A 15,865-nucleotide genomic window follows, 5' to 3' on the forward strand; every position below is an offset into this window, starting at 1 on the left:
AAAATGGAGCAAAGGGGAGAAAAAAGAGATGCCCCTTCCTTTTGGCAAATTGAACAAAACGTACTTTTCTATCTTTTTAGAAAAAGCCCTCTTATTCAACAAGAGATTAAAGTCAGGGCATCCCATAAACGTCTTAATTATATGTTAAAGCAGTACTCATTTCCTTTCTCATATAAATAAGCCGGAGTTTTTGTCCTATAACAGGAATCAAAATACTCCCTTTCCTTCTCCCCCCATTCGGAACCTAAAATGAGCTCTATTTTCAGGTGCATTCTATTGGGTTGTTTTTTAGATTTAAGCTGTACTTCAGGCTGTACTTCAAATTCATGCGCAAGTCTTGCATATTTTTCCGCTAAAGAACTAATAGACTCTTCCTTAGCCAATCTATTTTCATTGAGTGCTTTCATCCATCCTTCTAAACAAGTTTCAACTTCTAACTCTAAATCTTTTATCTTTGCAAACAGCGCTTCTCTGAAAAATCGATGTTCCTTCGTTGAAACTTCTAATTTTTCTCGAACCACTATTGCTAAATCTTTTTTCATGTCTATCGCGGTGCGGTAATCAAAAACCAAATCTTCTTTTCCAAAATCCATTTCCCCATAAGCGGATGCGACTCCCTTGCCGTCTTTAGCTATCTTATCAATCCACGCTTCAATGCAGACTCTCTCATAAACCACATTATCGGGTCCTCTTACAGGATAATCAATAATTTTCAATCCGTACGGACATTCATACTTTCCATTAAAGTCTACACTTTTTAAAAATTTATTAAACCGGTCGGCTGCATCTTTTCCTGTTTTTTCTTCCTCTTCAATTCGCTTCTGCAAAGCACTCGCGTTGACTTGAATTGTCTTCATCGTCTCCATTGCTAACTTCGCACCAGAAAGTAATCCTACGAGACCACCTGCAACAGCTCCCATACCTCCTACTGCAGCCGCTCCGATGGGCCCCGCTGGTAATCCCACTGCTGCTCCAATGCCTGCTCCTGTTCCCGCTCCCACAGCAATTCCCCCGCCGATACAAGCAAGAGCGGCCTTTTTACATCTCCGTTCTACATCTTTTTTGTAATCTTTTTCTACATACACGTAGTTATATTTTACCGCCCACTCACAATACTTTCTGGCAATCTCCACTTGGCTGTCGACCCAAATAGCTTCATGCTGAGGGCTATCGGCTGCTTGCATTAAGAAAGACATTCCCATAAAAATTTCCTTGTTTAAAAGTTAAAGCAATCTAAATCATTTCTAAACAAACCAAAAACATGTTTTTCGAAAAACCTTTGAAAAAAACTTTTTATTCTCTAAAAGACGCCGAAGGCATTTATTTAATAGAGATAAACTGACTTTCTTATTTCAAATGTTTTCTACAAATGCTTCTCAAATCAAGCGTATAAGATAAAACCGAAATTAAAATCCATAAAAATTTAACTCTTTCGCTTAAACAATTAATAATGAGCAGATAAAAATAAAATTCACAGATAAATAATTACAGAAATAGGCACCCAATTTCAGCCATCATTTCCCCGGGTTATAAATATTCGACGAAAAAACAAACTATTTTATTTTTACTTTAATCGCTGCTGCACTTGTTAAACTTATAAATGCACTGAAGGTACACGGATAAATAAATGGAGGTTCAAACAGAAAAATCAACTCGACTTTCAATGAAAAATACCCACTCAATCTTCAATAGTCCTCCTCAAAATAGTCGTAAGTTTTCCTTTTAAAGTTGTATAAGGGATTTGTTTCTCCTGCTTTTCACCTAATACAAAAACTATAAACAAAGAAAATGTTAAATAAGACTACACTCCCATAACCCCCATAAGCACGGCGCAAAGAATTTGAGCAACCTTACGTGTTGAGCTTTGCTTGTTTTCTCTATCTTTTAGAAGCATAATAGGGCTTCCTAAAGCACTTCAGAGTGATTTTTTAAGCATTCCCTTTTTGCTTTTCACGCAATCTAACAAAATTTCTCTGCGCTTAAAGCTTGGCATTTGCTAGCTCAGAAAAATTTTTCTTTAAACAATTAGGACTACTTTGAGCTGTTTTCGAGTTGAAAACTTTTTAAGAACCATTTCCAGGAAATTTAAAGCAATTTCTCCCTGCCATCCGGCTCAGATAAATCGCCCTTGTTTTGGCACCTATCCTATCTAAATGCCTAGATTTCGGCTCATCATGCTAACGTTATTTTTATGTCTCCTTAAGTAAAATTTTCGGCACTAAGCATAAACAAACTCAAAACATACCTACAAAATCATTCTTATCCTTTGCTTAAACTTCTATTCTTAATTCTACAAATCTAGAGGTGGCCATAACTCAGTAGCTCATGAGGTGAATTTTGGGTTGGTGTGTGAAAAGCTTCAAAAAAACGTTAGCGCTACTCCAGGCATTTTTCATAAAAATAGCAAATCGCTATCTTGAGAAAAACAGCTTGGCAATGAAGTTAAAGACAACCAAAGAAAAAAAACCTAAAGTTCCCGTCAATCCTCCATCAATCCTGCTGGCTAGTGTTAAAATACTTAATAAAGGTTAATTATTTTGGGGAGCGGTTATAAAAAGACTTCCTTAAGCTAATCCAGATTTTTAATTTTTATTTCTGAAAAAACTTGCAATGCTTTAAAGTTTTATTTAGCGGCAAAGATTAAGCAAAAGGGGTGAATAAAAAGGTTTTTTTATACCTTTCAGGAGGGGCTAAAGTAGGTATAATGCAATATGCTAAATAGTTATAAAATTAAAAAAGTCTCAGGATTTTAAGCCTTTGTCTCCTAGGTCAAATGAGAATTTTTAAAATTTAAACAATTATTAAAAATTGAAACGTGCAGAATTTACGCTTATTCGTTTGTTTTGTTAGTTTAACACTTAAAACATTTCATGAGGGCAAATTATGTCATTTAAAATTGGACAACATGCAACCGCAAATGAATGGATAGAAAGGCAGCGAGATTCCTTTGACATTTCTCAATATAGGGCCTCTGAGAGCAAAAGAGAAGAGCTTGTTTCTCCCGAAAATCTGGCTTCAAAAAATATCCGCACCGTCTCCTCCTTTTCCTCATCGCTGGTCAGACGTGCTGAGACAATTTTTGAAAAAACGCGGCAATTTTTTGAGCGAATTATCTTTCTTTTAAAGAAACTTTGGCCTTCACGTCCTTTTAAAGTGGACCAACAACTTATGGCTAGCCTGCATGGCAGGCAAATCAGTTCTTTATGTACGGGACTGAAACAGGCCCCCACAAGCCTTATTTTGAAATATACTCTTCAATTTTTGAAAAGGCATAGTACGGAATATCCTTGCCCTCCCCATTTAATGCCTCTGTTAAAACAATGCGCAACATGGGCCGAACAGTTGGAAAAAATTGCCACATTTTCTAGCCACCTTAAACGCGCCAAGCATTTAGAAGCTCTTAGCAAACATGTAAGCAAAACGATAGCTAAGCTTCCTGCTGGCAAAGTTTGCCTTATTCCTGGGGGATGGCGCCAAGGAGATCAAATCCATTCCGCCTTTTACGAGATAACCAAAGAAGCTTCAGGGCACTACCGCTTGAGGATTTTATCTACTGATACAGCTTTACATTTCCAAACCCAAGTGCATCAAGCAGGAAAAACAAAAACTCTTCCAGAAACCTCTTTTCATGCGCTTAAACAGGAGGAAGTGGCCAATCCTAAATGGTGGCATGCGCTTCTTCGACTGCAAATGCCCGCTGGTGAAAGCACCAAAACAAACATTTTAGGTTCTTTAACTGAAAGATTCCATACAGTATTTGCTATTCCTTCAAATGAAGAGAGAATTCCCGATTTTACCTCATTAAATGGCCTCTTTGTAGGTTTTGCTGATCGTCTAGATCCCTCCCCAAAACCTCTAAGCAGATATCGCACAGGAATTCAAGAAAATGCGGTGCAAAAAAACGTCTGGCTGATCGTCGATTTAGCCACAAAACAATTAAAAATAGATACAAAAAAAAGAAAGTTAAAATTCCAGCTAGAAGCCTTAGATGAATTCTTTCTACTTACGCAAAAGAATTTGGCCAATAACCAAACGAACCAAATTCTTTTAAAAGAAGGGGTCCAAAACGTCAGTAAATTGGCAAGTTTGCTACATGCCTCTCAAAAAATCACCGAGGAAGAAATTGGCTATATTAACAAAAAATGTGAAATTATTTTGCGAGAAATTGAAAAGGCCCGCCACCTTCAACACTCCCCTTCTCAAAAGAATCCTTTTATTTTCAAACAGAAACTTCCTTCCTATCAATTTGGCCCCACACCTTTCTCTCCCACTCCTTTTGACCCAAAACACGCTTCTGTGGCAAATGTCAACGGAAGTCCAACCAGAGAAATGACCTCTTTGTCAACGGAGGATCTAAAGGCCACGATTGAAGCGACTCCCGTCCCTAAACTTTCTCCTTTAACCAAGGAGTCTATTTCCCAAACCTTAATCGAGATTCGGCAAGAGTGTGAAAAGTTCATGCAGCAAGAAGAAGATTACGCTTTGCAAACACTCATCCTTCATCTTTTCCGCTCGCTGAAAGTGGATAAGGTGGAGCAGGCCGCCCCCCCCATTCCGACCCGTTTCGCCTTCAATGATCAACATTTTTGGAATTCTCTATCCACTCCTATGCGCACTACCTGTGCAATTGAATTGAACAAACTTTCCTATCTTCTAGTGAGATCTCTTTTGAAAACGCAATCCGCCACACCCGAGCACATGTTACTCATCATCAAAGTAGGGATCATCCTAGAACATATGGCTCGCCTCGATTTTTCACATACAAAACTTGAAGGGCATATTTATTTATCCTTTTGGAACGAGGCTTTAGATCAGTTTCTCAGGTTTAAGACCACTTTTAATGCAAGTGACCATCTGACAGCATTTTCTCTCCCAGAAGAACGAGTCTTCGAAGAATTAAAAACCTATTACTCTAGCCACTATTTTTTTGCAAGAAAGAAAGATAGCCATTCTCGCACGACTTTGCTATCAGGAAAAAGAAAGATCAGGGAAGAAGGCTATGCTTGGGTGGAAACATATTTTCAACGCCCCTCTCTTTTGATTTCGCCTCAAAAACTTTCTCCTCAATTGGCCGCCTTAGACAGCCAAATGCAGCTCTTTCAAAAGCTATTCCCAATCCCTCTCTTAGACGCCAAAACGGTGCCCCTAGATGCAGGAGAGGCTTTTCAAGTGAGCTGGAAAAAACGTTATCAATATGCCTGTATGCACGCTGCAGCTCTTTGGGGAAAATTAGGAAGAAAAACAAGTATCGAGAAGATTAAGAAGCGTTATGCTTTCAGTGAAGAAGCTGCTAGGGCTAATCCCAAAGCAGTCTTTAAAGCTCTCCTTGAACAACTAAGATACCGCCTGCCAGAGGAAAGGAGCGGGCTGCCCAACCTTTCAAAGCAAGACTTAGGGGATTTGTTAATGCTTTTAGGTGATAACTGCGTATTAGAAACCCTGGCTTTAATTAAAAAAAAACCCTATCTTCTGGATTTTTGCGATGTTAGAAATCTTTTAGAAAACCTCCCATTTAATAATCGCAAACATATCCAGCAGCAATTTCAATCTTTGCCAGTCTTAACCCACCTCTATTTAAATTTGCTGACCAAATATATCGAGCTCTTCCGGGAACAAGGAAAAGTCCATCCAACCCTTTTTATCTTGCGCTTAATGCAAGGGTTTAAAGACTTCGTGCCCCAACTTGACATTTCCCCTTATGGTCCTTTTTTAAGGGAATGGGCCTTTCAAGCGCTTGATCCTAAAGCCCCCCTCTTTCTTCACCGATACACAATTTGGGCGCATTTTTTGCTCCTCCATAAAGAAAAGGATCGATTATCGGCTCAAGAAATTCGGGAACTTTTAATAGGAATAGCAGTTTTAAAGAATTGCGCGGCCGAGACATACGAATACGATCCTATACAGCAAGCGCAACTTTATACATTAAGGGAAAAATGGAAAAACCAGTTAAAGCATTTTTTTAAAAACCCTAAAACAAGCAACTTTCTACAACATATTTTAGATCAAGTTTGCTCTATCACTCAACTGCCTCTTCCAACTGAAAAATGGGAGGGAACTTTTCCTTTATACAATGCAGGATCTTACGAGATCAATTTGTTAACTGGAAGCTTAACAAACAAAAAAGAGAAGTGGTCCATAGCTGCTTTGCCTGTAGAGGTTTACTCGCATATTCAAGTAAAGAGTGCCTTAGCAAAAGAAAAGCTAGAGTGTGTTTCCGCCAAAATGGTTAGGGAAAACACCACTAATTTTTACCTGTTTGAGGGCATGCATGGTCATTCCCTAGCTATTGTCTCCGACGAGAAAAAAGACCCCAAGGTTTACAAGCAAATCGAGATCTTAAGAGAAGGGAAGAAAGAAAAAATTTGGCTGCAATACGTCTTAAAAGAAACCCTTTTCCCTTCTTTAAACTTTAAAGGTTTAAATTTCGGCCCTCCTAATTTTAAGAGAATTTTAGGCAGTATCTTAAAATTTAGTCGGCAAGAGGGAAAAAATAAAAAAATTCCCCAGCTACCGGGTTTTTTAGGCTTTTCTCACTACCGATTTTGGGTAGATTTCAAAAACTCTTCCCGCGTCTTTGTTTTGGATGACAGGGGGATCCCCCTCTTTGAACTCTTATTTAAAATGCGCCCTCATCAGAGAACGATTGAGGCCATTATCGATTTAAGAGAAAAGGCCACTACAGTTAAAAAATCGATTGGAGGGCTAACTGAAAGTATGGATCCAGTTTGGCAACAACTCAAACAGCTAGACACTGCGGATCACATCATGGTATGGAAAAGAGGGCAGCACATTAAAAAAGTTGAGTTACCTCGCTATAACCTTTGTTTTATAGAAAAAGAGGGCAAAGCCGTTTGCACGCATCCTCACTTAAGCGGATGGATGCTAGATTCAGAAGCTCCTTTTAAATTAGTGCAAAAAGGACTTAACTCCGCTCTAGCATTAAGGCACCCTACCATTTCTTCTCAATGGCGCTTGATTGTCCCCCGCATAAAAATTGCCGCCCAAGAGAACCAGCTTGAGCCTTCTTTCAGAATGATATACCGCTACCTCATGAGCATAGCAAGAGGACGCCTTTTTGCTTGGGATGAGGGAGATCCCATAAAGTCGGAGTGGAAATTGCTCCCCTTAGCTAGCAAGCAAGATTTTTGGGTTTTTGACATAAATCCAGTATCCCTAGAGCTTAAAGAAATCACAGGCTTATCAATCGCTCCGTACCTTTACCTAGCAAAATTAAGCCTTATTTATCTTCAACCTGAACGCTGTTTGGAATATCTCGAGAGCCTTAAAAGGCATTTTAGAAAGTTTGAATATGCCGATATGCAATTTGTATATTCTTTTGTAAAAAAGCCCTTTAAAACGCCCGATGAGGTTGCCCTCCAACTTCATGTGGCCTTACTTGGCAAAAAAAAGACGCCTAATAAAGAAGAAACGGGATTGGACTTAACGATTGCTTCTTTGTACAAAAATTATCTTCAATTCAAAGGGAAAATATCAGGAATTTTGCGGCTCGAAGACAGAGATGAAGCGATCTGCCTAGAAGAACTTGAAATAGCCGAACCAGCATTTTATCAAGCTAACATTCCTCTTCTAGCCAGTCAAAACCAAGCCCAGAAAAGGAGTTTCCACCAAGTTCGAACTTCCTTTTTTAGCCCTGAAAACCCTATAGAAAAAAGGATCACAGAATTCGCCGATCCTTTCCTAAAAATGCTACAAAAACATTCGGCTAAGAGCTCCTTTGAATTCGCTTCGAAGAATTTGTGGCAATTACACGACCATTTTCCCAAAATCTATAAAATTGCAACTTCTGCCCCTATCACTTGCGAAGCATTCAAAAATCTCGAATATACCCTCCGCTCTCTCCCCCGGGAAAACTCGCAAAAAAAAGAGGGCCGTGCGTTAAGTGGCAAGGAGCTGGAGGATCGGAATTTTCTAGAGACTTTACGAAATTATCTCATTCGAATTTTAGATATCCGGCATTCTCAACCACAGGTTTCTTTTCCCAAAATTTTAGAGTTAGCTCAAACCCAAAAAAGCACCAGTCAGTTTGCTCTAAAAGCATTTTTGGCAGAATTAGAAAAGATCATACTACTGAGGCACCAAAGCCCCCTTTCAGTCAACTCCATTGATCCGCCTGCTTCTGCCGGAACAGAGGAAGAAATGCTAGAGAATGAGCTAAAAAGTTTCGAAAAAAAATGCTTAGATCTCCCACGAGAACCTCTCAAAGAATTTTCTGTGGAAGAGTTAGAGAAAACGTTAGAAGAAAAAGTTCCTGAGAAAAGTTACATCGACTTAAGCTCTAATAAGAGCCAATCCCTCTATACCCAAGAAACTCTCACCCAATTTTTTGTTTTAAAACAAACAGACATCCGTTTGCCAAATCTAGATTTATCTGATTTGCATTCCACCGATTTTCCTGGCATAAAAGCTGCTGTAAATGCACTTGAATTAGAGTTTTTAGAAGCAAAAAAACAATTTGCCCTTAAAAAAACTGTTTGTTTTGCAGAAGGAGAAAAATCACGTAAAGCCCTTGAAAGTAGCCTTCAAGCCAAAAAACGAGAGTTCACTTTGCACTGCGCGCAAACACGCAGCATTATAGAGCAGTTAATTTATGAGAGAAGTTCCACTGCTCATCTCTTACACCAAAAAGCCCGTTTAAAGCGCTGCGTAGATGTAGAACTTTTACTCAAACACTTTTTACAAGAAGACCTAGAAAATTTAGCTTCAGCCTTACCAACGCCTATTTCTTTTGATCAATTAAAGAGCGCCTTAGTGAATTATTTATTGGCAAAAACAAACCTTCAAAGAGTGGATTTAGCGCTTAAAGAGATGGAAGCTTTAAAAGAAGAAAATAATCACCCAACCGCCATTGCAAGCCTTTATGAATTACTGACAGCAGAACGCCAATACGATCCCCTCCAATTTCCTCAGTTTTTAATATTTGAATACATGACAAACTTGTTACTGAGAAAAAGCCAGCTTAAAATGGTTCAAGACTTTTTAGAACATCCCGATTGTGTCAGGCAAGCCATCACAGGAGCTGGAAAAACGACCGTTATTTTGGTGTTGACAGCCTTGATGCGTGCAAATGGCACAAACCTTGTGACAGTTTGTTTCCCAAAACATATTTTTGAAAATAACCTTAAGGATCTCCAGAACAAGCTAGGCAAAATTTGCCAGAGACACGTTTATCCCCTTAGATTTACTGCAGCAATGCCCACACTCATTGTTGAAAAGGAGGTAGAGATGTCTCTCTTCAAACGTATGTATCATGATCTGCTACGCTTTATTTTAGAAAAAGGCGTTGTAGTCACTACTATTGAAGCTCAGCAAGCGCTAGAGCAAAAATGGATTCGTCTGCTAGATCAGCAAGCTGCCCCCTCTCTAAACAGCATAACTCCCCTAGAAGAAGAACATTTAAAGTATTTGACCCGCATAATCGGCTTGATGCGAAAACACCAATTCACGATGTTGGATGAATTTGACAAATTACTTAATCCAAGGGAGGAAAGGCATTTAAAAATAGGTGCTGGTATACCTATTCCGGAATTTATGTGGAAAACTTCTTTAGAAATTTTTGAAGTTCTTTTAAAAAAGGACCGGTTAGGCTTGAAAAATAATACTCAAGGAAAATTACTCTCAGATGCAGAAAGAGCCGATATTTTAAAGGAAGCAGCCGAAGAATTGAGTGCGAAGTTTCAGGAGCTTTTATCAGAAGAAGAAGAAAAGTGCTTTGAAGTGGGTCCCTTCATTGCTTATGTAGTGGGTGAGAATGAACATTTTCTTGCACAAATACAAGGCTGGTCCCCCAAAGCAAAAGACCGCCTGGCATTAATCAAAGAGCAATTTTGCACTTTTCTCCCCTTAACGTTGTCTAAAACATGCCAAGTAAAATACATGCGTTCAAAAGATGGAGAAAGAACTGTCCCCTGCTTTGCAAGTGATATTCCTAAAGAACATTCTGAATTTGAGCAAATCTTAGAACAAATTAATTATACTATCCAAGATTATTACCAGACAGGCGTTCGCAAAGAAATGCTTCAACGTTGGATTCATGAAAAGAAAAAAAAGGCTGAAGCAGCTGTTTTAAATAGAGACTACCTATCCGTGGAGGAAACCCCGGAAGCTAAAGTTTTTAAAGGTCATTTCTCCGACTATAGCCTCAGTCAAATTAACGACGAGCAGCTCCCCCAACTCCTGGAAAAAGCAAATCAAAGCTCTTCCTTTATGTATAGCCTTCTAGAAATGGTCTTGCAACAAATGACGATCTCGCCTGCCAGGATCAGCTGTGATGAGCATAATCTCCTCTCCATGTCTAGACACAATTCAGGAGCTTCTGCGACATTAGGGTGCTTGCATATGTTGCCAGAAGCTATGCAAACAAAAGAAGCGGTAGATTTCGGTGCTACAGGGAAAATGGTTCTATCTTTATTATTGAAAAACCAAGCTCCTAATGGAAAACCCCTGCCTGTTATGCGTTACGCTGCCGAATCCCCCCCTAAAATTGTGGGAACAGCTTTGGGCCAGAATCCCCACTTTCAAATTGTGGTGGACGGAGCAGGTGTGGCGGCCTTACATGGGGTCCCCTTTGGTCTTCCTTCTCAGCAACTTTTAGAAAAACAACTTCCCACCATTCAAGGAATTATCATTGGAAATGTAAAAGGGGGCCAAAAAGTTCATACAAAAAGAGGAATTGTTTTACTGGAAGAATCGGGCTTAAAATCCTCCGAATTAGGAGGCTTTATCTCTGAAAGCCAAGCGCGAGGATCCGATTTTCAGATGGCTCCTAACACACATGCTCTACTTACAGCTAGCGCGGCACAAACTTTTGAAGATGTTTTGCAAACTGCGGGGCGTTTAAGAAGGGACGATCAAAAGGTATGTTACATCGTTTCCCAAAAAGACCCCATAAAAAATGTGGAAGATTTGATTAAAATGTCTATAAAAAACACTGCAGCATTAGAAAGCGAGAATCTTTTTCGATCAAAAAAGCATGCATGTCGAGATATCCTGCGAAGTGAAATGATCAATGACCTGCTGGATAAGGCCCAACAGGGAGGCATACCTGCTATGTTATCCCGTTATTCCACTTTTGCTAAACAAGGCATTTTAATTAATTATAAGAAAGACAGTTATGGCAGTCCCGGCTCCTATTTTGCAGAGTACTCTCAGATCAATAGAAGGGACCAGAATACCGCGGAGCAACTTGAGAATTTACGCATCTATTACTGTAATATTGCTATAAAAACAGGACTTGGCAAGGCCATAAAGCGCCTTTCCGAACTAGCCTACTCATCTGAAATACTCGCTCTTTTACCTAAACATGTCTACAACACTACCACTGAACTTTCAGATCAAGAAATAGAAGTCGAAAGGGAGACAGAAGTCGAAAGGGAGACAGAAGTCGAAAGGGAGACAGAAGTCGAAAAGGAGACAGAAGTCGAAAAGGAGACAGAAGTCGAAATAGAAAAGGAAACAGATGAAAAACAAGATATACCCTATCATTTAGGATGGCACCCTGTTTCCAAATATAGGCTGTATGGATTAGCCTCTCTTATACACCCTGCGTATGATAAAGAGCTAATGTGTTCAGAAAATTTCTTGCCCTTATCAAGAGCAGAGAGAGATATCGGGAAAAAGTGGGTTAGAAAGCCGCATGACCAGGCTCAAAAACCTGCCCATTATCTCAAAATCGACTGCGTTGATACCCAGATCCGCCGCCTTGTTTTGATCGATACGCTTGATTTTATTTGTGAAGATACGGATGGGGGTAAGTCCGCCCCTACTCATCACTTAAAATTATCCCCCTTCTGCGTGGAAAATATTTATGATTTACGCCTGAGTTGTTTTATTAAGGGCCCACTTGCTTTGCCCGACGCGCAAGTTCCAGTAGAGATGGAGCCTAAACTGTTTCGTTTACTTGCTCAAGTGAAATTTTTTAATGGAGAACATAGCTGCTATTCTCCCAAAGAATTTGAAGCCCTAGAGAGATGGTTATCAGAGCATGATTCAAATCAAATGAAAGCTTACTTTACCCAGCAAATTTTAAAATACCACCATGTAGCTCGGGAAATTTATTCTTTTAGCCCCTTAAAAAAATTTTTTACCAAACAAAAAAAACAAAACTTGAATAAAAAAATTGATGGGAATGGGAGCCATCAAAGTGGTAAGTAAATTTTTAATGGCAGGTGACCTTTGATAGCTTAAAACATTTGCTTGCAAAAGAATGCTTAACATGAGAGGTCAAAAATGGATCTAGCTGCGCTGTATTGTGATATAGACGATTTTTAGAAAACCTTTAAACAAGAAGGGGACAAGCATCTTATTCATTCAGCAAAACCTAAGAAAGGACCCCAGCCAGAATTAACGCTGCCAGAAAGGATGATCGTCATCATTTCCTTTCATCGATCGCCCTAATTTTTTGCTAATTGCCTCTTAAAAACCCAAAACTCAGGTTATTATTTTCATGAAAGGAAAAATACACCCAAGGGAAGCCCAAATGAAAATTGCTGGAATATATGAGAAAATAAAAATTATTATATTTTTTTTAGCTAAATAATCGGCTTTCTTTGTAAATGGCATTCATAGGACTATCTGGCGCTCCAGCATTGGGTTTATCTAAAATTAGAATTTGGGTTGCGCCTCTAAGGCCTTGCTCCTTTCCCTCTTGAATAGATGTCCAAAAGGAAGGTTCAAAATCCTCTCCTTTGAGAATAGCTCCTATAGAAACATTAAAACATTGTAAAAAATGGTGGACCATTCGCTTAGCATCTCGAATAAAATATTGGCAATAATTAGCAAAGTGAGGATTTTTGCTAGCTGAATTTCGCAAAATTTCTTGCAAATAATGAAGGCGGGATAAAAGGCTTTCTGAAAGAGCTTTGCAACCTTCTGCAGAAATTTTATCCCGTTTTTTTTCCCGGATTAACGAACGGATTAAGCTCAGCTCGGTTGCTATTTCCTGATTTTTTTTCCATACTTCAGCCATTTTAAGATACTCCATTTCAGGGCGATAGGCTGAAAACCAAGTTTCTACCAGAAGAGCTGTAGACAAATTACTCCAAGCCGGTTGTGAAGCAGCCCACAGCGAGCAGTCAAGAATAGCCCCAGGCTGGGGCAGCTGATTGACAAGATGGACCATTCCGGCAAAGGGATGACGATGGCAATGGTTATAATAATAGTCGATATCCGCCAAAGTTAAAATAGGCCAGAGCCCTTCTCCTTGGTGAACATTTCCCACATTTATAATCGGAATCAAAGGAGTCGCCGAGACATAGGGAATTTTCCGCAAAATATTCCACATAGGATGAGGATGGGCATGATCACTCGTAGGGTCTCCTGAAACGGCGGAAAAGGCAATCATAGTATGAGCTCCCACCTCGTCACAAAAACTCGGCAACCACTCAGCCTGAGCTTTGCTAACTTCTCCATTGGGCGAGGGTACATAATAAATTAAGCCCTGCTGATTTCCTAAAAGCTTTTCAAGAAATTTAACCTCATATAAAGCCAGGTCTGCAGAAGTGAGCTCTCGTTCATTCTCGCCAGTAGAAAGACAGGGAAAAACACTCCCGTTTTCTATAAACAGGTAATCAAAGCAAGATTTTTTTTGGATTACTTCTAGAAATATTTTTTTGTCTAAATGCTTTTCACGTTTTGAGAAGGTAGGTTTTAAAATGATTTTAATCCCCAAGCTTCGCAAGGTAAGGCAAACCTTCTCTAAAGAAAATTCTTGCGCATGTTTGGGCAAGGATTGATCCCTTGCCCCCAAAACAATGGCATTATAACCCAATGAAATCAGGCGTTTGGCAAAAGTGGTCACTTGGGAGTCATTTTCCCTCAAATAGTGAGGGATCACCCATGCGATACCTTGCTCGGTTTCGGTTAGAAGATCACATTCTATCCACAAGGGGCGCAAATGAAACTTTGGTTTTTTTTCCCCTAAAAAATCGGCATAATGGCCGCTCATCGCACCTATTTTCAACGTGTGGATTGCAAAAGCTAAAGTGCGCCAATCTGATGCTTGTATATGAAAAGTTCCTGCATAGTAATGCGCTTCGTAAAACTCCTCTCTCCCTTGTTTTATTTCTACATGCAATAAGGGAAGCTTTTTTTGATTAGAAATTTTTTTGTAATTTTGAATAAAATCTTCCACCATTTCCTGCGCATTTTCCACAACATCCCTCTAGGTTTCGATGCTTAAAATCTTCAAGTTTGCTAGAATAGCAGATATATTAGCAACCCCAACAATTTAAAGGATTTTATTTGCATGCTGCTGGAAGCCTCCCTCCAAAAAAACCTTGGCTCTCTACCTACCCCTCAAGAACTTATCTGCAAAATTCCTCTTTCGCCCCTAAACGCTTCCTTTATTGCTCATAGCCGCCAACAAGTCAAAAATATCTTGGATAGCCATGACTCTAGGCTTCTATTAATTGTTGGCCCTTGCTCTATTCACGATATCACAGCCACAAAAGAGTATGCCAACAAATTGCGACACCTCTCGGCTGCCTTATCCGACACCTTTCTCGTGCTTATGCGCGTACACTTTGAAAAACCTCGTACGACGCATGGCTGGAAAGGATTTCTTTATGACCCTTGGTTAGATGGTTCTGACGATATTCAAAATGGATTCACTCTGACTCGCCGGCTATTATTAGACTTAACTGAACTAAAAATTCCGCTCGCCACAGAGTTTTTAAATCCAGCCTGTGCTCCTTATTTTAGCGATTTAATCTCCTGGGGTTGCATTGGTGCCCGAACTTCTGCCTCCTCCATCCATCGTCAAATGGCTTCAAGCCTTCCCATGCCTATTGCCTTCAAAAATAGCATAGATGGCAATATAGAAATTGCCGCTTCCGGAGCTTGTGTAGCTTCTATTGCCCATCAATGGATTGGCATAAACAATCAGGGACAAAACTCCATATTAAATTCTTCCGGCAATTCACACGCCCATATTGTTTTAAGAGGGGGAGATACCCATACAAATTATGATCCAGAATCCATCCATTCTGCCTTAAAGATTTTAGAAAAAATGGATCTTACTCCTCGCCTAATCATTGACTGCGCGCATGGAAATGCTTCTCGCCAGCATCTAAAGCAAATAGATGTCTTTCAATCTGTGATTCAACAAATCGCTCAAGGAAACTGCCACATCCGCGGTTTCATTTTAGAAAGCCATTTATGCGAAGGCAACCAATCTATTGAAAGCAAGCCTCTTCAACATGGCTTATCGATTACCGATCCGTGTTTAGGTTGGGCCTCTACCGAACACCTAGCCAAGTGGGGGCGAGATCAATTGCGTTCAGCATGGAATGCAAACATATGCATGGAAGAGCATTTATCTTTTCAAACAATTTAGCGGTTACCCATGTTAAAAAAAATCGTTCCTCTTTTGTTATTGTGGATAGGCTGTTTTCTTCCTAGCTGTAGCCGACAAATTTTAACGGTCCAGACAGAATATTTATGCCATGAAAACCTAGCTAGCTACCACGTCAGAACCCCTGATCCACTTTTAGAAAATCCCCCTATCGGCCAACGATTGCTGATTAGTTGGCAATTACCTCCCTCTATAAGGGACACACAGGATTTAACTTTACATATTGAGCTGCTTTTCCGCGATCATACAAAAGAAACCAAAGTTGTCCCCATTCAACAAAAGACAGGAACATATGCCTATGCATTGCTAAATGCCGATTATTCAAACAAGAAAGGGATTTTGACTTATAAAGTTCAATTGGCTCTGAATAACCAAATACTTGAAGAATGGAGGCATCAGCTATGGGTAGAATTAATTACGCTTGATGAAGATAAAGAAAATAAAAAGAGTGTGAGGGACTTCTCATTTTAAGAAAAAAAGCACACAGAGCAGATA

The 15,865-nt window shown here is 39.6% G+C and carries 5 protein-coding genes; 3 read left to right on the plus strand and 2 right to left on the minus strand.

Translation table 11 applies throughout. The features are described from left to right. Positions 1-137: 137 nt before the first annotated feature. Positions 138-1,202: an RING finger protein gene (locus PARA125_RS00465; RefSeq protein WP_213156777.1), complete on the minus strand. Its 1,065-nt coding sequence runs from the start codon at positions 1,200-1,202 to the stop codon at positions 138-140. Between the two features lie 1,681 nt (positions 1,203-2,883). On the opposite strand from PARA125_RS00465, the gene PARA125_RS00470 reads away from it, so the two are divergent. Then, a complete protein-coding gene (locus tag PARA125_RS00470) occupies positions 2,884-12,171 on the plus strand; it encodes a DUF3638 domain-containing protein (protein WP_213156778.1) in 9,288 nt (3,095 codons plus the stop codon). 373 nt (positions 12,172-12,544) lie between these two features. Here PARA125_RS00470 and PARA125_RS00475 read toward each other — a convergent pair whose 3' ends face one another. Beyond that, a complete protein-coding gene (locus PARA125_RS00475) occupies positions 12,545-14,170 on the minus strand; it encodes a hypothetical protein (protein WP_213156779.1) in 1,626 nt (541 codons plus the stop codon). A gap of 93 nt (positions 14,171-14,263) precedes the next feature. On the opposite strand from PARA125_RS00475, the gene PARA125_RS00480 reads away from it, so the two are divergent. Both PARA125_RS00480 and PARA125_RS00485 read left to right on the plus strand, forming a co-directional pair. Beyond that, entirely contained in the window at positions 14,264-15,352 is a 1,089-nt protein-coding gene (locus PARA125_RS00480; protein ID WP_213156780.1) for a 3-deoxy-7-phosphoheptulonate synthase, read from the plus strand. A 9-nt stretch (positions 15,353-15,361) separates the two neighbouring features. Further along, on the plus strand, positions 15,362-15,841 hold the full coding sequence (locus tag PARA125_RS00485) for an SRPBCC family protein (protein ID WP_249274089.1): 480 nt from the start codon (positions 15,362-15,364) through the stop codon (positions 15,839-15,841). Positions 15,842-15,865: the final 24 nt, after the last annotated feature.

It is taken from the genome of Parachlamydia sp. AcF125 (assembly GCF_018342475.1).
In the GTDB taxonomy this organism is placed as follows: domain Bacteria; phylum Chlamydiota; class Chlamydiia; order Chlamydiales; family Parachlamydiaceae; genus Parachlamydia.